This window comes from Pseudomonas sp. JV414 (genome assembly GCF_032424305.1).
In the GTDB taxonomy this organism is placed as follows: Bacteria; Pseudomonadota; Gammaproteobacteria; order Pseudomonadales; family Pseudomonadaceae; genus Aquipseudomonas; species Aquipseudomonas lini.
The window spans coordinates 224839-246242 of sequence record NZ_VYKC01000022.1 but is presented as its reverse complement, the minus strand read 5'-3'; the positions used below and the strand labels follow the sequence as shown (position 1 = coordinate 246242).

Sequence of the window (21404 nt, the reverse complement as noted above, 5' to 3'; positions counted from 1 at the left end):
CTTGTCGGCCAGCGCGGGACTTGAAATCCCGCGCTGGCTCGTCGTGTTAAACGGCAACCGCCGATTCTTCGAGGAAGTCCTGAGCGAAACGCTGCAACACGCCGCCGGCCTCGTAGATCGACACTTCTTCGGCGGTGTCGAGGCGGCAGGTCACCGGCACTTCGACGCGTTCGCCGTTCTTGCGATTGATCACCAGCGTCAGCGTCGCACGCGGGGTGCGGTCGCCGATCACGTCGTAGGTTTCGCTGCCGTCGATGGCCAGGGTGTGACGATCGGTACCCGGCTGGAACTCCAGCGGCAACACGCCCATGCCCACCAGGTTGGTGCGGTGGATGCGCTCGAAGCCTTCAGCGGCGATCGCTTCCACACCCGCCAGACGCACACCTTTGGCTGCCCAGTCGCGGGACGAACCCTGACCGTAGTCTTGGCCTGCGATGATGATCAGCGGCTGCTTGCGTTCCATGTAGGTTTCGATGGCTTCCCACATGCGCATGACCTGGCCTTCCGGCTCGACTCGCGCCAGGGAACCCTGCTTGACCTTGCCGTTTTCCTGAACCATTTCGTTGAACAGTTTCGGGTTGGCGAACGTCGCGCGCTGCGCGGTCAAATGGTCGCCGCGGTGGGTGGCGTAGGAGTTGAAGTCCTCTTCCGGCAGGCCCATTTTCGCCAGGTATTCGCCGGCGGCGCTGTCGAGCATGATTGCATTCGATGGCGACAGGTGATCGGTGGTGATGTTGTCCGGCAGCACCGCCAGCGGGCGCATGCCCTTGAGCGGACGAGCGCCGGCCAGTGCGCCTTCCCAATACGGCGGACGACGGATGTAGGTGCTCATTTCGCGCCAGTCATACAGCGGCGTGACCTTCGGACCGGTGTCTTCGTGGATGGCGAACATCGGGATGTACACCTGACGGAACTGCTCCGGTTTGACCGCAGCTTTCACCACCGAGTCGATTTCTTCGTCGCTCGGCCAGATGTCTTTCAGGCGGATTTCCTTGCCGCTCGCGTCCAGGCCCAGCACATCTTTTTCGATGTCAAAACGGATGGTCCCGGCGATGGCGTAAGCCACCACCAATGGCGGCGAAGCCAGGAACGCGTTTTTGGCGTACGGGTGAATCCGCCCGTCGAAGTTGCGGTTGCCGGAGAGCACCGCGGTGGCGTACAGATCGCGGTCGATGATCTCTTGCTGGATCACCGGGTCCAATGCGCCGGACATACCGTTGCACGTGGTGCAGGCGAAGGCCACGACGCCGAAGCCGAGTTGCTCCAGTTCTTTAGTCAGGCCGGCTTCATCCAGATACAGCGCCACGGTTTTCGAACCCGGCGCCAGCGAGGATTTGACCCAAGGCTTGCGGCTCAGCCCGAGCTTGTTGGCATTGCGTGCCAGCAGGCCGGCGGCAATCACGTTGCGTGGGTTGCTGGTGTTGGTGCAACTGGTGATGGCGGCGATGATCACCGCGCCGTCCGGCATCTGGCCGGGCACGTCGTCCCACTGGCCGGAGATGCCTTGTGCCGCGAGATCGGACGTGGCGACACGGGCGTGCGGGTTGCTGGGACCTGCCATGTTGCGCACCACCGAGGACAGGTCGAAGCTCAACCCGCGCTCATATTGCGCGCCTTTCAGGCTGTCGGCCCAGAGACCGGTCTGCTTGGCGTAATTCTCCACAAGCTGCACTTGCTCGTCTTCACGGCCGGTGAGTTTCAGGTAGTCGATAGTCTGCTGGTCGATGTAGAACATTGCCGCCGTGGCGCCGTATTCCGGGGCCATGTTGGAAATGGTCGCACGGTCGCCCAAGGTCAGCGCCGAAGCCCCTTCACCGAAGAACTCCAGCCACGCGCCGACGACTTTTTGTTTGCGCAGGTATTCGGTCAGCGCCAGCACCATGTCGGTGGCGGTGATGCCCGGTTGCAGCTTGCCAGTGAGTTCGACACCGACGCTTTCCGGCAAACGCATCCACGATGCGCGACCAAGCATGACGCTTTCCGCTTCCAGACCACCAACACCAATGGCGATCACGCCCAGCGCATCAACGTGCGGGGTGTGACTGTCGGTGCCGACGCAGGTATCGGGGAAGGCCACGCCGTCGCGGACCTGAATCACCGGCGACATTTTCTCCAGGTTGATCTGGTGCATGATCCCGTTGCCCGGTGGAATCACGTCGACGTTCTTGAAGGCTTTTTTGGTCCAGTTGATGAAGTGGAAACGGTCTTCGTTACGACGGTCTTCAATGGCGCGGTTTTTCTCGAACGCCTCGGGATCGAAGCCACCGCGCTCAACGGCCAGGGAGTGGTCGACGATCAACTGAGTCGGCACCACCGGGTTCACTTGCGCCGGGTCACCACCTTGCAGGGCGATAGCGTCGCGCAGGCCGGCGAGGTCGACCAGGGCGGTCTGACCAAGAATGTCGTGGCACACCACGCGGGCTGGAAACCACGGGAAGTCGAGATCGCGTTTGCGCTCGATGAATTGCTTCAGGGATACGGTGAGCGTGGCCGGGTCGCAGCGACGCACGAGGTTTTCCGCCAGCACGCGGGAGGTGTACGGCAGGGTGTCGTAGGCGCCGGGCGCAATGGCATCGACCGCCGCGCGGACGTCGAAATAATCCAGATGGCTGCCGGGCAGCGGTTTGCGGAATTCAGTGTTCATCGTCAGGACTCGGACTCGGTCACGGTGGTTTCAAAGGGTGGGCGCCTGGCGCAGCTCCTGTAGGAGCGAAGCTTGCTCGCGAAAGCGGTCTGTCAGCCGACACTGATGTTGAATGTCAATCCGTCTTCGCGAGCAAGCTTCGCTCCTACAGGGGGCTCGGTTCACTCAGCCAATGCGCCTCCCCCATTCAGCGTTGTTCGATTGGCACGAACTTGCGCTGTTCGACGCCGACGTATTCGGCGCTCGGGCGGATGATGCGGTTGTTGGCACGTTGTTCGAACACATGCGCCGCCCAGCCGGTCAGGCGCGAGCAGACGAAGATCGGCGTGAACAACTTGGTCGGAATGCCCATGAAGTGGTACGTCGACGCATGGTAGAAGTCGGCGTTCGGGAACAGTTTCTTCTGTTCCCACATGGTCTTGTCGATGGCTTCGGACACCGGGAACAGCACCGTGTCGCCCACTTCGTCAGCCAGCTTTTTCGACCAGGCCTTGATTACCTCGTTGCGCGGATCGTTATCCTTATAGATCGCGTGGCCGAAGCCCATGATCTTGTCCTTGCGCTCGAGCATGCCAAGGGTGCCTTTGATCGCCTCTTCCGGCGACGAAAAGCGCTCGATCATTTCCATCGCCGCTTCGTTGGCGCCGCCGTGCAGCGGGCCGCGCAGGGAGCCGATGGCCGCCGTGATGCAGGAATACAGATCCGACAGGGTCGAGGCACACACCCGGGCGGTGAAGGTCGAGGCGTTGAACTCGTGTTCCGCGTAGAGGATCAGCGAAACGTTCATCACCTTGACGTGCAACTCGCTCGGTTTTTTGTCGTGCAACAGGTGCAGGAAATGGCCGCCGATGCAGGCTTCATCGGTCACGCAATTGATGCGTTTGCCGTCGTGGCTGAAGCGATACCAGTAGCACATGATCGCCGGGAACGCGGCCAGCAGGCGGTCGGTTTTGTCGTGCTGCTCGGAGAAGTCTTGCTCCGGCTCGATGTTGCCCAGAAACGAACAACCGGTGCGCATCACGTCCATCGGATGAGCGTCGGCGGGGATGCGTTCCAGCACTTCTTTCAGCGCTTGCGGCAGGTCGCGCAGCTTGCTCAGTTTCTCGGTGTAGGCAGCGAGTTGCGCTTTGGTTGGCAGCTCGCCGTATAGCAGCAAGTAAGCCACTTCTTCGAATTGTGCGTCAGCCGCCAGTTCGCGAACGTCGTAGCCGCGATAGGTCAGGCCTGCGCCCGACTGGCCCACGGTGGACAGTGCGGTTTGCCCGGCAACCTGGCCACGGAGCCCGGCGCCACTGAGTACTTTTGCTTCGGCCATTGCTGTCTCCAGTTTTCTTGAATTTGTTAGGGAATCGGCAAATTGTGTTTCATCAGGTTCTTTGCGTGTTGCCGAAAAGATCGCAGCCTCGTTTCACTCGACAGCTCCTACACAGCGCCTACATTGACTACGTTCGACAACAACCCTGTAGGAGCTGTCGAGCGCAGCGAGGCTGCGATCTCTTGATCTTTATTTCTTCGCAGCAAACAACGCATCAAGCTTCTGCTCGAAGGTGTGGTAATCGATGCGATCGTAAAGCTCCATGCGCGTCTGCATGGTGTCGATGACGTTCTGCTGCGTGCCGTCGCGGCGGATCGCGGTGTAGACGTTTTCCGCGGCTTTGTTCATCGCGCGGAACGCCGACAGCGGGTACAGCACCAGCGACACGTCGGCAGCGGCGAGCTGCTCGGTGGTGTACAGCGGCGTCGCGCCGAACTCGGTGATGTTGGCCAGGATCGGCGCTTTCACGCGGCTGGCGAACAGCTTGTACATCTCAAGCTCGGTGATCGCTTCCGGGAACACCATGTCGGCGCCGGCCTCGATGCATGCGGCCGCGCGCTCCAGCGCAGATTCAAGACCTTCCACCGCCAGGGCGTCGGTGCGGGCCATGATCACGAAGCTGTCATCGGTGCGGGCATCGACAGCCGCTTTGATGCGGTCGACCATTTCCTGCAGCGAGACGATTTCTTTATTAGGACGATGACCGCAGCGCTTGGCACCGACCTGGTCTTCGATGTGAATCGCCGCCGCGCCGAACTTGATCATCGACTTCACGGTACGGGCGACGTTGAACGCCGAGGAACCGAAACCGGTGTCCACGTCCACCAACAGGGGCAAGTCGCAGACATCAGTGATGCGACGCACGTCGGTCAGCACGTCATCCAGACCGGTAATCCCCAGGTCCGGCACGCCGAGGGAGCCGGCAGCCACCCCGCCACCCGACAGGTAAATAGCCTTGAAACCGGCGCGCTTGGCCAGCAGTGCGTGGTTGGCGTTAATCGTGCCGACCACTTGCAGCGGATGTTCGCTGGCGACCGCATCGCGGAAACGCTGGCCTGGAGTGCTCTTGTTGGAACTCATGACTCACCTCGTTCAGTGGCTGTCGGGTTAGCGCCGTCCTGGTAGTGACGGGCGATATTGCGTTTGGAGGCGCCGATGTGACGGCGCATCAACAACTCGGCCAATTCACCGTCACGGTCGGCGATGGCATCGAGAATTCGGTGGTGTTCGGCAAACGCCTGGCGCGGCCGATTGGGCGTGGTGGAAAACTGGATGCGGTACATGCGCACCAGCTGATAGAGCTCACCGCACAGCATCTGGGTCAGGGTGCGGTTGCCGCTGCCCTGGATGATCCGGTAATGAAAGTCGAAATCGCCTTCCTGTTGGTAGTAACCGACGCCTGCCTGAAACGCCGCATCGCGCTCATGGGTTTCCAGCACCCGACGCAGTTCGTCGATTTCTTCGACCGTCATGCGTTCAGCCGCCAGACGGCAGGCCATGCCTTCCAGGGATTCGCGAATTTCATAGAGTTCCAGCAATTCGGCGTGGCTCAGCGACACCACCCGCGCCCCGACGTGCGGCACGCGAACCAGCAGGCGCTGGCCTTCCAGACGGTGAATGGCCTCACGCAACGGCCCGCGGCTGATGCCGTAGGTGCGCGCCAACTCTGGCTCGGAGATCTTGCTGCCCGGGGCAATCTCGCCTTTGACGATGGCCGCCTGAATGCGTCGGAAGACGTTTTCGGAAAGTGTTTCCGAGTCGTCCTGAACTGTGACCGGGGGATCGAGTTGATCCAGCATATTGTCGACACCTTGGAAACCAATGCCGCAAAAACTAGCGAATATGGCCGCTTACGTCAAAGGATAAATCGATATTGTCGACAATCGTCTAATAACCACGTTGCACCATAAGGAAGCGACCCCTCAGTTATAGCCGTCGGCCAACGCTGGCGCCATAAACCCACCGTGCTAGAATGCCGCCCGCATTTGCTTGTCATCTGCATTGCCTGTCATAAAAAGCGGATAGGCATACGAGGGAGCTTGTGCAGCAATGCCAGGGCCTTGAATTGAAGAACGGACCGCTGCGCACCAGGATTTATGAGACTCAAGCCCTTCACCACATTCCTTTGTCTTCTTGGCCTGCCAGGTTTCGCCGCGGCAGGGGAGAAGACTGTGTACGGCCTCAATGAGTACGCTTCGCTGGATGGCATCAATCTGGAAGTCGCCGCCAAACTCGACACCGGGGCGAAAACCGCTTCGTTGAGTGCCCGCGACATCAAACGTTTCAAACGCAATGGCGAATCCTGGGTGCGCTTCTATCTGGCTATCGACGCCGCGCATTCGCACCCGATCGAACGACCGCTGGCCCGTGTCAGCAAGATCAAGCGCCGGGCCGGTGACTACGACCCGGAAGAAGGCAAGAAGTACACCGCCCGTCCGGTCATTGAGCTGGATATCTGCATGGGTTCGGCTTTACGCAGCATCGAAGTGAACTTGACCGACCGCAGTGCCTTCCAATACCCGCTCTTGATCGGCTCCGAAGCGCTCAAACGTTTCGATGCGCTGGTCGACCCCAGTCTTAAATACGCTGCTGGCAAACCCGCCTGCGCCACCGACGCACATACCGCAGAGTAATTCCAATGCGCTCTCTTACCCTCCATCTGAAACTGCTAATCGCCATCCTGGTGGTGCTGGGCATTTCAGTTACGGCCTATCAGATTTTCGTGCTCGGAATTCCGGTGACCGAAGACGCTACCGACGACTTGTGGAACATCGACGCCAAGGTCGAGTTCGTCGCCAATGCCAAAGACCCGATCAAGATCCAGATGTTCGTGCCGCCGCTGAGCCGTGACTACGTGAGCCTCAATGAGAGTTTCATTTCCAATAATTACGGCGTGGCGGTGAACCGTGTCGACGGCAACCGCAAGGTCACCTGGTCGGCGCGCCGGGCCAAGGGCAACCAGACCCTTTATTACCGACTGGTGCTGACCAAGCGCTACAGCGGCGAAAAATCCAAGGTCAAAGGCCCGACCTTCCGCGACAGCATCGCCGTCGAAGGCCCGGAAAAAATCGCCGCCGACGCCCTGCTCGCGCCGATCCGCCAACACTCGGCCGACGTCGAAACCTTCATCGGCGAAGCCATCAAGCGTGTCAACAACCTCAACGACGACAACGTGAAATTGCTGCTGGCCGGCGATCCGTCCACCGTGAACAAAGCCAAAATCGTCGAGCTGGTACTGTCCATCGCCCATGTGCCGGTGGAAAAGGTCCACACCATCCGCCTTGTGGCCGATCAGCCACAAATGCCTGAACTCTGGTTGCGCAGCTTCAACGGCACCGACTGGCTGTACTTCAACCCGGAAACCGGCGAACAGGGCCTGCCTACCGACCGCTTGCTGTGGTGGACCGGCGACGAAAACCTGATCACCGTCGATGGCGGCAAAAAAGCCAACGTCACCTTCAGCCTGAACAACAGCGAAATGAACGCCATTCGCCTGGCCAAGCTGACCGACGAAAACTCCGACGCCAACTTCCTCGACTACTCGTTGTACGGCCTGCCGCTGCAAACCCAGCAGACTTTCATGATCATGGTGATGATCCCGATCGGCGTGCTAGTGATCCTGATCCTGCGCAACTTGATCGGCATTCAGACACTCGGCACCTTTACCCCGGTGCTGATCGCCCTCGCCTTCCGGGAAACCCAGCTCGGTTTCGGCATCGTGCTATTTACGATCATCACGACGTTGGGGCTGTCGCTGCGCTCCTACCTTGAACACTTGAAACTGCAAATGCTGCCGAGGCTGTCGGTGGTGCTGACCTTCGTGGTGGTGCTGATCGCGGCGATCAGCCTGTTCAGTCACAAACTCGGCCTGGAACGCGGGTTGTCGGTGGCGCTGTTCCCGATGGTGATTCTGACCATGACCATCGAACGCCTGTCGATCACCTGGGAAGAGCGCGGTGGCGGTCATGCCATGAAAGTGGCGATCGGCACACTGTTCGCCGCCTCTTTGGCGCACCTGATCATGAGCGTGCCTGAGCTGGTGTACTTCGTGTTCACCTTCCCGGCGATTCTGCTGATTCTGGTGGGCTTCATGCTGGCCATGGGTCGCTATCGTGGTTACCGCCTGACCGAACTGGTGCGCTTCAAGGCTTTCCTGAAGAAGGCTGACGCCTGATGTTCGGTCTCTGGAAGACCTGGAAAGCCCTGGAGGCCCGGGGCATCATGGGGATCAATCGGCGTAACGCAGACTACGTGCTCAAGTACAACAAACGCAGCCTGTACCCGATCGTCGATGACAAGATCATCACCAAGGAGCGCGCCATCGCCGCCGGCATTCATGTGCCGGAGCTGTATGGCGTGATCTCCACCGAGAAGGAGATCGACAACCTCGGCGAGATCATTGGCGGGCGTACCGATTTCGTGGTCAAACCGGCCCAAGGCGCCGGCGGTGACGGCATCATTGTGATTGCCGACCGCTTTGAGGGCCGCTATCGCACGGTCTCCGGCAAGATCATCAGCCATGAGGAAATCGAGCATCATATCTCCAGCATCCTCACCGGCCTGTACTCGCTCGGCGGTCACCGTGACCGCGCGCTGATCGAATACCGAGTGACCCCGGACCAGATCTTCAAAAGCATCAGCTATGAAGGCGTGCCGGACATTCGCATCATCGTGCTGATGGGCTATCCGGTGATGGCCATGTTGCGCCTGCCGACCCGCCAGTCCGGCGGCAAGGCCAACCTGCACCAGGGCGCAATCGGCGTCGGTGTCGATCTGGCTACAGGCCTGACATTGCGTGGCACCTGGCTGAACAACATCATCACCAAACACCCGGACACCACCAACGCAGTGGACGGCGTGCAACTGCCCTACTGGGACGGTTTCATGAAGCTCGCTGCTGGCTGCTATGAACTGTGCGGGCTGGGTTACATCGGTGTCGACATGGTGCTCGACCAGGAAAAAGGGCCGCTGATTCTTGAGCTCAACGCCCGGCCCGGGTTGAACATTCAAATCGCCAACGATTGCGGGTTGACGTTACGTACCCACGCGGTCGAAGCGCGGCTGGAAGAATTACAGGCCCGCGGGATAATCGAAACAGCGCAGGAACGCGTGGAGTTCGTTCAGGAAATGTTTGGGCATATTCCTGCGGTTGAGGGCTGACCTGTGGCGAGGGGGCTTGCCCCCGTTGGGTTGCGCAGCAACCCCAAGTCATTCTCTCCCGTGCATCAGATAGCCCGCACCAGCCGGTTTTACGACTGCTGCGCAGCCGAACGGGGGCAAGCCCCCTCGCCACAGGTCTTGCGCAGCCGCTTTCAACCTTCCAATCCCCGACATCCCTCTAGGAGCAAATCCTGCAGAGGACTACAATCGCTCCCCCGCCTCGATGGCTGATCTGCCCCGCCCATGTTGACCTGTTCCGTACACCCGCTGCCCTATCGCGCCAACCCCGCCGAATACTTCGCGGCGATTCGTCATGCCCCCGGTGCCGTGCTGCTCGACAGCGGCCGACCAAGCGCCGAGCGCGGACGTTTCGACCTGCTCAGCGCCTGGCCGCTGGAGCAACTGGCCGTGTTACCGGATGAAAGCGGTAGCCATTTCCTGCAACGCCTTCGCGACACTCTGACGCGACTCGGCGAAGCCACTGTTCCTTTCGACCTGCCTTTCGCCGGCGGGCTGATCGGTTATCTGAGCTACGACTTCGGCCGGCATCTGGAAAACCTGCCGAGCCAGGCGCGGGACGATCTGCAATTGCCCGACGCACGATTTGGGCTATACGACTGGGCCCTGATCAGCGATCACCATTTGGCCACCAGCCAACTGGTATTCCACCCGACGCTGATCGACAGTGAACGACAGCGGCTGATCGAACTGTTCACTCAGCCTGCACCTCAGAAGATCGAGCCTTTCAAACTGGACGGCCCGATGAGTGCCGACCTGAGTGCCGAAGACTATCGACAAGCCTTCGACCGCATTCAGAAGTACATCCAGGCCGGCGACTGCTATCAGGTCAACTTCGCCCAGCGCTTTCGCGCACAATGCCAGGGCGATCCATGGGCCGCGTACTGCGCGCTGCGGGCGGCGTGCCCGACGCCGTTTTCCGGCTTCCAGAGCCTGCCCGACGGCGACGCCGTGCTGAGCCTGTCGCCGGAGCGTTTCGTCAAAGTCAGCGAGCGCCACGTCGAAACCCGCCCGATCAAAGGCACCCGCCCCCGCGGCCTGACTGCCGTTGAAGATGCGGCGAACGCCGCCGAACTGCTGGCCAGCCCCAAGGACCGCGCGGAAAACCTGATGATCGTCGATTTGCTGCGCAACGACCTCGGCCGTACCTGCCGCATCGGCTCGGTGCGGGTGCCGGAGTTGTTCAGTCTGGAAAGCTATCCGAACGTGCATCACTTGGTGAGCAGCGTTACCGGCGAGCTGGCGGATGACAAGGATGCGCTGGATTTGATCGCCGGCAGCTTCCCCGGCGGTTCGATTACCGGCGCGCCGAAGATTCGCGCGATGCAGATCATCGACGAACTGGAACCGACCCGTCGTGGGTTGTATTGCGGTTCATTGCTGTACCTGGACGTGCGCGGCGAGATGGACAGCTCCATCGCCATCCGCAGTTTGCTGGTCAAGGATGGGCAGGTGTGCTGCTGGGGTGGCGGCGGGATCGTCGCGGATTCGGACTGGCAGGCGGAATATCAGGAATCGATAACCAAGGTGAAGGTGTTGCTCGATACTTTGCAAGGCCTTTAAAAGCTTCGCGGGCAAGCCTCGCTCCTACAGGGACCCGTGATCACCCGTAGGAGCGAGGCTTGCCCGCGAAGGCGCCCTCGCAGACGACTACAAACTTAACGCCCGATTCGAAGCCTTGATGAACTCTTGCTTCAACTCCGCAAAGCTGTGCACCGCCGGGAATTGTGGAAACTCACGAATCACATTGTCCGGTGCATGGAACAGGATCCCGGCATCGGCCTCGCCCAGCATCGTCGTGTCGTTGTACGAATCCCCCGCCGCGATCACCCGGTAGTAGAGGCTCTTGAACGCCAACACTGACTGACGCTTGGGATCTTTCTGACGCAACTGATAGCCCGTGACCCGACCGGCATCGTCGGTAATCAGACGATGGCAAAGCAAGGTCGGGAAGCCCAGTTGACGCATCAGCGGCTGGGAGAATTCGTAAAAGGTGTCCGACAGAATCACCACCTGAAAGCGCTCACGCAGCCAGTCGACGAATTCGCTGGCGCCTTCCAGAGGCTTGAGCGTGGCGATCACTTCCTGGATGTCGGAAAGCTTCAGGCCGTGCTCGTCGAGAATCCGCAACCGCTGCTTCATCAACACGTCGTAGTCGGGAATGTCCCGAGTGGTGGCCCTGAGGGATTCAATCCCGGTTTTTTCGGCGAAGGCGATCCAGATTTCCGGGACCAGCACACCTTCAAGATCCAGACAGGCAATTTCCACAAGACACTCCCATTTTGTACTGTTTATTGAGTCGAGCGAGCAAAAGGACTGCCGAACTCTAGCGACTCGCCCTCCTCTGTGCAACGCAGAGGGCGCACCAGCCGCCGCAGGATTTTGTTACCATCAGGCACATATAGAGCGCCCAGCGCCACCGACCTGTAGGAAGCCGCCCTGATGAGCCCATCGTTCGATGTTGTGGAACTCGCCACGACCTATGCCAACAAATCCGCTCAGGACATCCTGAAACTCGCATTCGCCGAGTTCGGCGATGACCTGTGGATATCTTTCAGCGGCGCCGAAGATGTGGTGCTGGTGGACATGGCCTGGAAGCTGAACAAGAACGTCAAAGTGTTCAGTCTCGACACCGGCCGCTTGCACCCCGAGACCTACCGCTTTATCGAACAGGTGCGCGAGCACTACAAGATCGATATCGAAGTGGTATCGCCGGACTACACCAAGCTCGAACCTTTCGTGAAGGAAAAGGGCCTGTTCAGTTTCTACAAGGACGGCCATGGCGAATGCTGCGGCATCCGCAAGATCGAGCCGCTACGTCGCAAGCTCTCGGGTGTGACGGCCTGGGCCACCGGTCAGCGTCGGGATCAGAGCCCGGGTACTCGCAGCGCGGTCGCGGTGCTGGAAATCGATACTGCGTTCTCCACCCCTGAACGCACTCTGTACAAATTCAACCCGCTGGCACAAATGACCAGCGAAGAGATCTGGGGCTACATCCGCATGCTGGAGCTGCCGTATAACAGCCTGCATGAGCGCGGCTTCATCAGCATCGGCTGCGAGCCTTGCACCCGTCCGGTGTTGCCAAACCAGCATGAGCGCGAAGGTCGTTGGTGGTGGGAAGAAGCCACGCAGAAAGAATGCGGGCTGCATGCCGGGAACATCATCAGCAAATCCAAAGCTTAAAAAATCTCATCCCGCAACAGCTCCTGTAGGAGCTGGCGAAGCCTGCGATCTTTTGATCTTAGAAAAAAGTGCACACAGATATCTGTGTGCACTTTTTATTTTTGCGCCCAAAAAAATTACATTTTTCTGTCTTGACTCCCTCATTCGATCATTCCCAGCCCCCCTCGTCGAAATAAATAGCTGTTCAATCGGCCCGTCCTGGCCCTGGTGCCAGGTTTCGACAGCATTTCACCGTTCTCCTGGCTGATTGGCGCCGGGATTGCAGGGATGCTCTACCTGATCATCGCCAAACGGCAACCTTACTACGCAGATGTCAGCGGTGAAGCCATCGCGGTCGATAACGTCAGCCATTGATCCCCGGGCGGCCCGGCAACGTCGGGCCGTAGAACCACTTCGCTATAAAAGGACCTCCCATGCGAATTCTCGTGGTCAACGTCAACACCACCGAATCCATTACCCAGGCCATCGCCCGCCAAGCCCAATCCGTGGCCTCGCCCGGCACGGAAATCATCGGCCTGACCCCGTATTTTGGTGCCGACTCCATCGAAGGCAATTTCGAAAGTTATCTGGCTGCTATTGCGGTGATGGATCGGGTCATGTCCTACGATCAGCCCTTCGATGCGGTCATCCAGGCCGGTTATGGCGAGCACGGCCGCGAAGGTTTGCAGGAGTTGCTTAACGTGCCGGTGGTGGACATCACCGATGCCGGCGCCAGCACTGCAATGTTCCTCGGGCATGCCTATTCTGTGGTCACCACCTTGGACCGCACCGTGCCGCTGATCGAGGATCGCCTCAAACTGTCCGGTCTCTGGGACCGTTGTGCGTCGGTGCGCGCCAGCGGGTTGGCAGTGCTGGAGCTGGAGTCCGATCCAGAACGTGCGCTGGAGGCGATTGTTCGGCAGGCAGAACTGGCGGTGCTTGAGGATAAGGCCGAGGTGATCTGCCTGGGCTGCGGCGGCATGGCCGGGCTGGACGAGCAGATTCGTCAGCGCACCGGCGTGCCAGTGGTGGATGGCGTGACCGCGGCGGTGACCATTGCTGAATCGCTGGTGCGGTTGGGGTTGTCGACCTCGAAAGTGCGGACGTATGCGACGCCTCGGCCGAAGACCATTATTGGTTGGCCGGGGCGGTTTGGCAGGTAGACCGCGTTATCGTTCTTCGCGGTCAAGCCACGCTCCCACAGGTTTTGTGTCGTTTACATCATTACGATACGACTCAAAACCCTGTGGGAGCGTGGCTTGCCCGCGATGGCCACACCTCGGTCTCAAGCCAGGTTCAAAGCGCACTAAATCGCTGCCCCAACCCCTGCTCCGCAAACTGCTCAATAATGAAATCGACAAACGCTCGGGTCTTGCCCGGCAGCAATTTGTGTTCGGCGTAATAGATAGAGATGTTGCCGTCGTCGACGTACCAGTCTGGCAACACCCGCTGCAATGTTCCGGTATCCAGATAGCCCACGGCGAACGGCATGCTCACCAACGCAATGCCCAACCCCTGAGCCGCCGTGGCGCAGGCGGCTTCCGAATCGCTCATGGTCATTCGCGCCGTGAGCGTCAGCGGGCTGTGTTGCCGGGCGCGACTGGTCAACTGCCAGGAACGCACGCGTCCCGTCTGCGGCGAGCGTATCAAGATGCCATCGTGGTGTTTGAGGTCGTCGGGCTCGACGATCGCCTCGTGCTTCGCCAAGTACTCGGCTGAAGCCACCAACACCCGATGGGCAGGCGTCAGCTTGCGCGCCACCACGCCCTGAGGCAGTTCGAATCCGCCACCAATCGCCGCATCGAAGCCCTGGCCGATAAGGTCCACCTGGCGGTTATCGAAATGCCAGTCCGGGTTGATCGCCGGAAAGCGCTGCAGAAACTCGCCCAGCAACGGCACTATGTACAAACGTCCGAACACCGTCCCCATACTAACTTTGAGCGTGCCTGCCGGACGTCCTTCGGCGCTGGCCAGGTTGGCCACGGCATTCTGGATCGTGTGCAGACTGGCACTGACTTCGCCGAGAAATAGCTGGCCGGCCTCGGTGAGCGTCAAGCTGCGCGTGCTGCGCTGGAACAGCCGCACACCCAGTCGCGCCTCCAGCTTGGCGACGCTCTTGCCCACCGCCGCCGGCGTCAGACTCAAGCGCCGCGCAGCTTCGGCGAAGCTGCCAACCTCGGCGCTACGCACGAAGCATTCGATACTGCTGAAGGTTTCCATAAGCGCCACTATAAACTTTTGGTTTACACAGACTATAGCAATGACGGTCTACCCGCAGGATAGTGCGAGGCCGATACTCGACTCCAACAACAAGGCAGCCCGCCTTGAATTTCTGGAGATCGACATGACCACTCAATACCTCAGCGGTAAAGTAGCTCTGATTCAAGGCGGTTCACGCGGCATCGGTGCTGCCATCGTCAAACGCCTGGCTGCCGAAGGCGCTACCGTCGCCTTCACTTACGTCAGCTCCACCGCCAAAGCAGAAGAGTTGCAAAACAGCATCACCAGCGCCGGCGGCAAAGCCCTGGCCATCAAGGCCGACAGCGCCGATGCCGTAGCGATTCGCAATGCCGTTAATGCCACCGTCGAAGCCTTTGGGCGCCTGGACATCCTGGTCAACAACGCAGGCGTTTTGGCCGTCGCACCGCTGGAAGACTTCAAACTCGAAGACTTCGACCAGACCCTGGCCATCAACGTACGCAGCGTGTTCATCGCCACCCAGGAAGCGGCCAAACATATGACCGAAGGCGGTCGCATCATCAACATCGGCAGCACCAATGCCGAACGCATGCCCTTCGCCGGTGGTGGCCCGTACGCCATGAGCAAATCGGCGCTGGTCGGCCTGACCAAAGGTTTGGCTCGCGACCTCGGCCCACGGGGTATCACCATCAACAACGTACAACCAGGCCCGGTCGACACCGACATGAACCCCGCCAGCGGTGACTTCGCTGAAAGCCTGATCCCGCTGATGGCCGTGGGTCGTTACGGCAGAGTGGAAGAAATCGCCAGCTTCGTCGCCTACCTTGTCGGCCCCGAAGCCGGCTACATCACCGGTGCCAGCCTGACCATCGACGGTGGTTTCGGCGCCTGATACAGGTCACTTGTGGGAGCGGGCTTGTGTGGCGAGGGGGCTTGCCCCCGTTCGACTGCGAAGCAGTCGTAAAACCAGTCACCGCTGTCTAACTCAAGATCGCGGTGACTGGTTTCAGGGGTGCTTCGCGCCCCAACGGGGGCAAGCCCCCTCGCCACATAAGCCTGCTCCCACATTTACCGGCATTAAGCCCACTCGAGTGCCGGCAGGCCACATGCGCTGGGCTTGAACGCCTTCAACGTACGAAGAATGCCATCGGCGTGTGCGTACTTTTCGTCGGCCATCGCCGCATCCGGAATCGCAATCGCCGTCATCCCCGCCGCTTTCGCTGCGGTGACGCCGAACGGTGAATCCTCGAACACCAGGCAATCCTCAGGCGCGACACCCAGGCGTCGCGCCGCCGTCAGGAAGATATCCGGCGCTGGTTTGGCCGCGCCCACTTCCGGGTCATCAGCGGTGACGATGAAGTCGAACAGCGCAAACCAGTCGCGGTGCAAGGTGGTTTTCTGGCCGAACGACTGACGTGAAGAACTGGTGCCCACTGCAATGGGAATGTTATTGGCCTTCAAGTGCCGAACCAGCTCCTCTGCGCCAGGCATCGCCAGCGCCGTCGGAAAACGCTCGCGCATAAGCGGTTCACGGATCACCAGGAACTCTTCGGCTGTAATCGGCAGGTCCAGCGCCTCGACCACATAGCGCGCCAGATCACCCGCGCCACGACCGATGATGTTCTGTTTGACGCTCCAGTCGAAGGTTCGGCCATAACGCCCGGCAATGATGGACGTGACCTCGGTGTAAATGCCCTCGGTGTCCAGCAACAAGCCGTCCATGTCGAAAATCACGGCCTTGATCGGGCCGAACTCATCCAAGGGTGCATTCATCGCATCTGATCCGTTTTCTCATGACATCCCAGGAGCGGCTAAGGCACGACCGGGTCCGTGATGGATTAAAGGGTTCAGCAGCATAGCGAGCGCGGTTGGCAGAGAGCAACGGGCAATGCCCGGCGGATACAAAAAACTGTGTCGAGACGCCCGCGATGATTTAGCGATTTCCCCTACACCAAACACCTCCTTTCCCGACTTCTTTCCTTGTTGATCCCCCGCAAAGTCTTGCGCTCCAGATTAATCAGCGCGAGGGACTGCGAATGTTCGAACCTGACAAGGTCCTGGCCTTGAACAATGCCATCGGCTTGCTGGTGGTCGCCGCCATGAACCCCGAGCAGCCGGACGTCGAAGCGCTGCTCGGTGATTTTCGACTTTGCCTCAACAACTACGAAGCCTGGGCGGAAAACTTCTGGACCGGTGGGGCGCTGAATGTCGAGCAGGTATTCAAGGTCGGTAACGAAGTCCGGCTCAGCGCGCCGAAGGACTCCACCGCCCCTGTCAGTTCGACGCTCGCCATGTGCCCAGCCAGCGGTCCGTTGACCCTGGTGCATCTGTTCGAGACCGCGCGTTTCGTGCCGATCGGCAATACGCCGGTGACGCTCGAACCGGTTATCTCGCAGCGTAATGGTGAACTGACGTTCGGTGAGCCCGTCCACAAAACCATTGGCCCCAGCGGCATCCTCGAAATCCCCGAATGCTGGCGCGGCCAACGTTATCGCATCACCTTCTTTCCCAATGTTTGCGCCGATCACGTCAAAGCGCTCTACGCCTCCTATCAAGGCGTGATCGGCGAGCTGGAAGGCTGGCTGCGCAATGAATGGACGAGCGAATTCGAGCCTTTATGGGCAGGCTTTTCCGAGGCCGCGCTCACCCAGCGCTACGGCATGCTGCAACAGGCCGACTGGCGCGGCTTCGAGCGTTCGCTGCACGGTTTGTGGGATGACGTGAAGCAGGTCTACGCCCTGCTGGCAGACCTGCAAACCAACAGCGAAAAACTCCTCGAATACCTGACCCAAGGCGAGCTAGAGACGCTGCTGAATACTTCGGCTGAAGCCATCGCCAATGTGTTGCTGATGTTGAGCGATGAGCCGTTGATGTTCATCCATCTCGCGGCCTTCACCAGTTGGCTGAGGATGCTGCCGCCGCAGTACATCGCCGAAGTAGTAGCGCAAATTCGCACAGAACTATTGATCAGTTTCCTTCTGGTGCGCCTCACCGGACCTACGGGCCTGAAGCTCGGCATGAGCGCCAAAGTATTGGACAAGATCAAGTCCCAGCAGGCTCGGCAGTGGTTGGCGGCGGCCAGTTTGCGGCTGGCCGAACTGACGGCCAAATCTGACCTGACAGCCCACGCTGGCGCGCTCAAACCGCTCGTGGTCAGCGCGCGGAATGCACCGCTGAAACCGGCACCGACGATTCCGTTACAGATCCGTGCTGGCGACTCTCCCGTTGTACAGGTGAACAATCCGGTTGCGATTGCTCGCGACAAGTCCAACGCCATGACCCGGCTGGGGCGTCACGAACCTCACGACGATGCATCGAGTCAGGCGAAAAACCCCAACGGCGACAGTGCCGATTGCGCGGCACTGACCTGCACCCACAACTGTCCGGTGTCGATGGTCACCGGCGAAGAACTGCTGACCCTGACCGACGGTTCGCTGGATGGGATTCTGCCGTTCGACTTCACCCGGTTGTACCGCACCAGCGCGGTGGAGATTGATTGCGGACTGGGCTGGGGTTGGAGCCATTCGCTGTCGCAGCGATTGGAGCTGGACGATGAACAGGTCGTCTGGGTCGACCATGAAAACCGCCGCACCACGTTTCCGCTGCCGAGTGTCGAGCGCCCGGTGATCCACAACAGCCTGTCGCGGGCAGCGATTTACCTCGGAGATGATTCGGAGGAGTTGATTCTCGCGCTAGCCGGAGAAACGAGCCGGTTCTACCACTTTCATAACGGTCGGCTAACGGCGATCAGTGATGCCTACGATAACCGTCTCCTCATCACTCGCGACCGTCAGGATCGCATTCAACGTCTCGATAACGGCGCCGGTCGTTCGCTGCTGTTGTGCTACGAGCGCAGACACCTCGTCGCCATTGAATATCAGTCGTTTCATCCCTCCGATGCCGTGGGTGAATCCTGGCGTACAGAGCAGACGCTGGTTTTCTATCGCTACGACGCCCGCCAACGCTTGATCGAAGCGACCAACGCCGCTGGGGAAAGCGAGCGTTACGACTACGACGACCAGCATGTGATTTTGCAGCGGCAACTGGCCGGTGGCGCGAGTTTCTTCTGGGAGTGGGAAAGGTCCGGCAAGGCGGCGCGCTGCGTCCGGCATTGGGCATCGTTTGCACAGATGGAGGCGCGCTATGTCTGGGATGACCAAGGCAGTGTCACCGTCCAGAACATCGATGGCAGCGAAGAGGTTTACGTCCACGATGATCGGGCGCGGCTGGTGCGCCGGGTCGAGCTGGGTGGCGGCGAACAGCTCAAGGCCTACGACGATCAAGGTCGACTAATTGCCGAGCAGGATCCGCTCGGGGCCATCACCGAATACCGCTATGACGACGTCGGAAGGTTGGTGGCGCTGGTTCCGCCGGAAGACGAGCCAACATCCTACGAATATCACAATGGTTTCCTGCATGCGCGCTATCACGGCAAAGCGGTGTGGAAATATCAGCGCAATGCTCAGGGGGATATCACCGAAGCCACCGATCCGGATGGGCATGTCACTCACTATCACCACGACGCTCAGGGGCGTTTGCTGTCGATCCGCTTCCCGGACAACAGCCGGCATGTCTTCATTCGGAACGGGCTGGGACAACTGCTCGAAGAGACCTTGCCGGACGGTGGTCAGAGACGCTTTTCCTACGATGCGCTAGGCCGGCAGACGACCCGTCAGGACGAACACGGTGCGCTCACCCAGTACCAATGGGATGCCGTCGGCCGACTGATCCAGACGACTTTGCATACCGGTGCCACTCGCGCCTTCAGCTACAACGCCAACAGCAAGATCACCGCCGAACGCGATGAACTCGGCCGCATCACCCGTTACGAATACGCCGACGATCTGCACCTGGTCAGCCGCCGCATCAACCCAGACGGCACCCAGCTCCAGTACCGCTACGACAACGCGCAGCTACGGCTCACGGAAATCGAAAACGAATCCGGCGAAAAATATCGTCTGGACTACTCGCCCAACGGCCTGATCCGACAGGAAACCGGCTTCGACGGCCGCCGCGCCGCTTACGCCTACGACCTCAATGGCCACCTGCAGGAGAAAACCGAGTTTGGTGATGACAACTCGCAGCTGATCACCGGCTATCAGCGGGACCCGGCTGGACGTCTGTTGGTCAAGACCCTGCCCGATGACGTCAAGGTCAAGTACCGCTACGACCGCCTCGGCCGACTGGTCAGTGTCGACGACGGCCACGACCATCCGCTGGAATTCGAATACGACGCCCAAGACAGGCTGATCACCGAGCACCAAAGTTGGGGCACCTTGCGTTACCGCTACGACGCGTGCGGCCGACTCAACCACCTACGCCTGCCGGACAACAGCAAACTCGACTACCACCACGCCAAGGGCGGCGCGCTGACGGCCATTGATCTCAACGGCACACGCCTCACCACCCACCAGTTTGCCTTCGGTCGCGAACAAAACCGCCAACAGGGTCTGTTGCTCAGCGAATACGCCTACGACGACCAAAGCCGGCTGAAGGCCCATGCCGTCAGCCAACATCAACATCCGCTTTACCGTCGCGACTATGCCTACAGCGCCAACGGCAATCTCGACCATATCGCCGACACCCGCCACGGCCAGCGCAGCTACCAATATGATTCGCTCGACCGCCTGATCCGCGTCCGCCATTCCCGTGATCAATCGCCGGAAAGCTTCGCCCACGACCCGGCGGGCAACCTGTTGATGCAGGACCGCCCCGGCGTTGCGAAGGTGCTGGGTAATCGCCTGCTGATGCAGGGCGACCGCCACTACGACTACGACGCCTTCGGCAACCTGATCCGCGAGCGTCGCGGCACCGCACAGAAACTGGTCACCGAATACCGCTATGACTGCCAGCACCGGTTGATCGGCGCCACCCTGCCCAATGGTAGCCAAGCCACTTACCGTTACGACGCCTTCGGCCGCCGTATCAGCAAATCCGTCGATGGCAAGACCACCGAGTTCTTCTGGCAAGGCGACCATCTCGTCGCTGAACACAGCCAGGATCACCATCGCAGCTACATCTACGAACCCGGCACCTTCCGTCCACTGGCCATGCTCGACGGCAAAGGCCCGCGCCAAGCGTGCCCGTTCTACTACCAACTCGACCACCTCGGCACACCGCAAGAACTCACCGACTACAGCGGCGACATCATCTGGGCCGCCCGATACACCGCCTATGGCCGCCTCACCCGCCTCAACCGCGACACTCACCAGGTCCTCGATCAACCGCTGCGCTTTCAAGGGCAGTATTTCGACGCGGAAACCGGCCTGCACTACAACCGGCATCGCTACTACAATCCGGATGTCGGGCGGTACCTGACGCCGGATCCGAGCAAGCTGGCGGGTGGGTTAAACGGCTATCAGTACACGCGCAATCCGACGGGTTGGGTTGATCCGTTGGGGTTGAGTGATTGTCCAGGGGGCGATGGATGTAAGAAGCCGTCGTTTGGGGATGAGAATCCGGCGGGTAAGGTGGGGGTTGATGAGGGGGAGCCCGGCCCCCCAAATCCAAAACAAGAGAACTATTATTTATACCGTGGTGACGACCGAGAACCATGGGAAATTTTTGAGGCAGGATTTGAACCCTTGGGAGACAGTACAGATCTGTTTTTGCATGCATCAGATAACAGAAGCCCTCCCAGTTACTTTGTCAGCACTACGACAAACGAAAAAGAGGCAAAAAAGTTTGCCACAGGGTACGGTCTTGCCGACGGCTATATATATGTGCTGAAAAACATTCGCGGCATCGATGTAAATAAAGAATTGGGCATGATGTCACCACATCGGCGTGAGGCTGAGATAGCGTTCCCAGGAGGAATAAAAAATCACGACATCGTGGGCGTCACCCCCGTCTACGATGATGGTAGCTATAAGGGCTACTCAATACCCAACCCTTTCAGGAAGTAAC

Annotated in this window: 15 protein-coding genes and 1 pseudogene; 9 read left to right on the top strand and 7 right to left on the bottom strand. The window is 59.8% G+C overall.

Features of this window, described 5'->3' with window-relative positions; translation table 11 throughout:
- Nucleotides 1-46 precede the first annotated feature (46 nt).
- From acnD to F6R97_RS25145, 4 genes are all read right to left on the bottom strand, one after another.
- The gene (gene acnD, locus F6R97_RS25160) at nt 47-2644 is read right to left on the bottom strand and encodes a Fe/S-dependent 2-methylisocitrate dehydratase AcnD (protein WP_038979902.1); all 2598 of its coding nucleotides are present in this window, start codon (nt 2642-2644) and stop codon (nt 47-49) included.
- A gap of 187 nt (nt 2645-2831) precedes the next feature.
- Nucleotides 2832-3959: a 2-methylcitrate synthase gene (gene prpC, locus F6R97_RS25155; protein ID WP_038979900.1), complete on the bottom strand. Its 1128-nt coding sequence runs from the start codon at nt 3957-3959 to the stop codon at nt 2832-2834.
- A 189-nt stretch (nt 3960-4148) separates the two neighbouring features.
- Complete coding sequence (prpB, locus tag F6R97_RS25150) at nt 4149-5039, bottom strand: methylisocitrate lyase (protein WP_038979899.1); 891 nt, start codon at nt 5037-5039, stop codon at nt 4149-4151.
- Nucleotides 5036-5758, bottom strand: coding sequence for a GntR family transcriptional regulator (locus F6R97_RS25145; RefSeq protein ID WP_007902102.1), 723 nt, complete (start codon nt 5756-5758; stop codon nt 5036-5038). Before F6R97_RS25145 ends, prpB begins: the two co-directional genes overlap by 4 nt.
- 297 nt (nt 5759-6055) lie before the next feature.
- On the opposite strand from F6R97_RS25145, the gene F6R97_RS25140 reads away from it, so the two are divergent.
- From F6R97_RS25140 to pabB, 4 genes are all read left to right on the top strand, one after another.
- Nucleotides 6056-6592, top strand: coding sequence for an ATP-dependent zinc protease (locus F6R97_RS25140; RefSeq protein ID WP_038979897.1), 537 nt, complete (start codon nt 6056-6058; stop codon nt 6590-6592).
- A 5-nt stretch (nt 6593-6597) separates the two neighbouring features.
- A complete protein-coding gene (locus F6R97_RS25135) occupies nt 6598-8133 on the top strand; it encodes an inactive transglutaminase family protein (RefSeq protein ID WP_038979895.1) in 1536 nt (511 codons plus the stop codon).
- Entirely contained in the window at nt 8133-9119 is a 987-nt protein-coding gene (locus tag F6R97_RS25130; protein WP_038979893.1) for an alpha-L-glutamate ligase-like protein, read from the top strand. The genes F6R97_RS25135 and F6R97_RS25130 overlap by 1 nt, the downstream gene beginning before the upstream one ends.
- Before the next feature lie 243 nt (nt 9120-9362).
- Entirely contained in the window at nt 9363-10700 is a 1338-nt protein-coding gene (gene pabB / locus F6R97_RS25125) for an aminodeoxychorismate synthase component I (protein ID WP_315867247.1), read from the top strand.
- Nucleotides 10701-10787: 87 nt separating this feature from the next.
- Here the strand turns inward: pabB and thrH are convergent, their stop codons facing one another.
- A complete protein-coding gene (gene thrH, locus F6R97_RS25120; protein WP_038979889.1) occupies nt 10788-11405 on the bottom strand; it encodes a bifunctional phosphoserine phosphatase/homoserine phosphotransferase ThrH in 618 nt (205 codons plus the stop codon).
- A gap of 174 nt (nt 11406-11579) precedes the next feature.
- On the opposite strand from thrH, the gene F6R97_RS25115 reads away from it, so the two are divergent.
- From F6R97_RS25115 to F6R97_RS25105, 3 genes and pseudogenes are all read left to right on the top strand, one after another.
- Nucleotides 11580-12320, top strand: coding sequence for a phosphoadenylyl-sulfate reductase (locus F6R97_RS25115; RefSeq protein WP_008074131.1), 741 nt, complete (start codon nt 11580-11582; stop codon nt 12318-12320).
- 195 nt (nt 12321-12515) lie between these two features.
- Nucleotides 12516-12674 (top strand): annotated as a pseudogene (locus F6R97_RS25110) (NCS1 family nucleobase:cation symporter-1); the annotation flags it as partial.
- Nucleotides 12675-12733: 59 nt separating this feature from the next.
- Nucleotides 12734-13462 (top strand): aspartate/glutamate racemase family protein, encoded by a 729-nt coding sequence (locus tag F6R97_RS25105; protein WP_050683071.1) that lies wholly within the window; start codon nt 12734-12736, stop codon nt 13460-13462.
- 133 nt (nt 13463-13595) lie between these two features.
- On the opposite strand, the gene F6R97_RS25100 is transcribed toward F6R97_RS25105, so the two are convergent.
- Nucleotides 13596-14519 (bottom strand): LysR family transcriptional regulator, encoded by a 924-nt coding sequence (locus tag F6R97_RS25100; protein ID WP_038979883.1) that lies wholly within the window; start codon nt 14517-14519, stop codon nt 13596-13598.
- Between the two features lie 124 nt (nt 14520-14643).
- Between F6R97_RS25100 and F6R97_RS25095 the strand changes: the two genes are divergently transcribed.
- The gene (locus F6R97_RS25095) at nt 14644-15390 is read left to right on the top strand and encodes a 3-oxoacyl-ACP reductase family protein (protein ID WP_038979881.1); all 747 of its coding nucleotides are present in this window, start codon (nt 14644-14646) and stop codon (nt 15388-15390) included.
- 185 nt (nt 15391-15575) lie between these two features.
- Here the strand turns inward: F6R97_RS25095 and F6R97_RS25090 are convergent, their stop codons facing one another.
- Nucleotides 15576-16271 (bottom strand): HAD-IA family hydrolase, encoded by a 696-nt coding sequence (locus F6R97_RS25090; RefSeq protein ID WP_007902125.1) that lies wholly within the window; start codon nt 16269-16271, stop codon nt 15576-15578.
- A gap of 263 nt (nt 16272-16534) precedes the next feature.
- Between F6R97_RS25090 and F6R97_RS25085 the strand changes: the two genes are divergently transcribed.
- Nucleotides 16535-21403, top strand: a complete 4869-nt coding sequence (locus tag F6R97_RS25085) for an RHS repeat-associated core domain-containing protein (protein WP_315867246.1) — start codon at nt 16535-16537, stop codon at nt 21401-21403.
- The last annotated feature ends 1 nt before the right edge of the window (nt 21404 follow it).

Bases quoted from the DNA above. Each gene is read 5' to 3' on its own strand.
- F6R97_RS25095 (WP_038979881.1), top strand. From the start codon at position 14,644: ATGACCACTCAATACCTCAGCGGTAAAGTAGCTCTGATTCAAGGCGGT.
- F6R97_RS25115 (WP_008074131.1), top strand. From the start codon at position 11,580: ATGAGCCCATCGTTCGATGTTGTGGAACTCGCCACGACCTATGCCAAC.
- F6R97_RS25090 (WP_007902125.1), bottom strand. From the start codon at position 16,271: ATGAATGCACCCTTGGATGAGTTCGGCCCGATCAAGGCCGTGATTTTC.
- F6R97_RS25145 (WP_007902102.1), bottom strand. From the start codon at position 5,758: ATGCTGGATCAACTCGATCCCCCGGTCACAGTTCAGGACGACTCGGAA.
- prpB (WP_038979899.1), bottom strand. From the start codon at position 5,039: ATGAGTTCCAACAAGAGCACTCCAGGCCAGCGTTTCCGCGATGCGGTC.
- F6R97_RS25100 (WP_038979883.1), bottom strand. From the start codon at position 14,519: ATGGAAACCTTCAGCAGTATCGAATGCTTCGTGCGTAGCGCCGAGGTT.
- prpC (WP_038979900.1), bottom strand. From the start codon at position 3,959: ATGGCCGAAGCAAAAGTACTCAGTGGCGCCGGGCTCCGTGGCCAGGTT.
- F6R97_RS25105 (WP_050683071.1), top strand. From the start codon at position 12,734: ATGCGAATTCTCGTGGTCAACGTCAACACCACCGAATCCATTACCCAG.
- F6R97_RS25085 (WP_315867246.1), top strand. From the start codon at position 16,535: ATGTTCGAACCTGACAAGGTCCTGGCCTTGAACAATGCCATCGGCTTG.
- pabB (WP_315867247.1), top strand. From the start codon at position 9,363: ATGTTGACCTGTTCCGTACACCCGCTGCCCTATCGCGCCAACCCCGCC.
- F6R97_RS25140 (WP_038979897.1), top strand. From the start codon at position 6,056: ATGAGACTCAAGCCCTTCACCACATTCCTTTGTCTTCTTGGCCTGCCA.
- F6R97_RS25130 (WP_038979893.1), top strand. From the start codon at position 8,133: ATGTTCGGTCTCTGGAAGACCTGGAAAGCCCTGGAGGCCCGGGGCATC.
- acnD (WP_038979902.1), bottom strand. From the start codon at position 2,644: ATGAACACTGAATTCCGCAAACCGCTGCCCGGCAGCCATCTGGATTAT.
- F6R97_RS25135 (WP_038979895.1), top strand. From the start codon at position 6,598: ATGCGCTCTCTTACCCTCCATCTGAAACTGCTAATCGCCATCCTGGTG.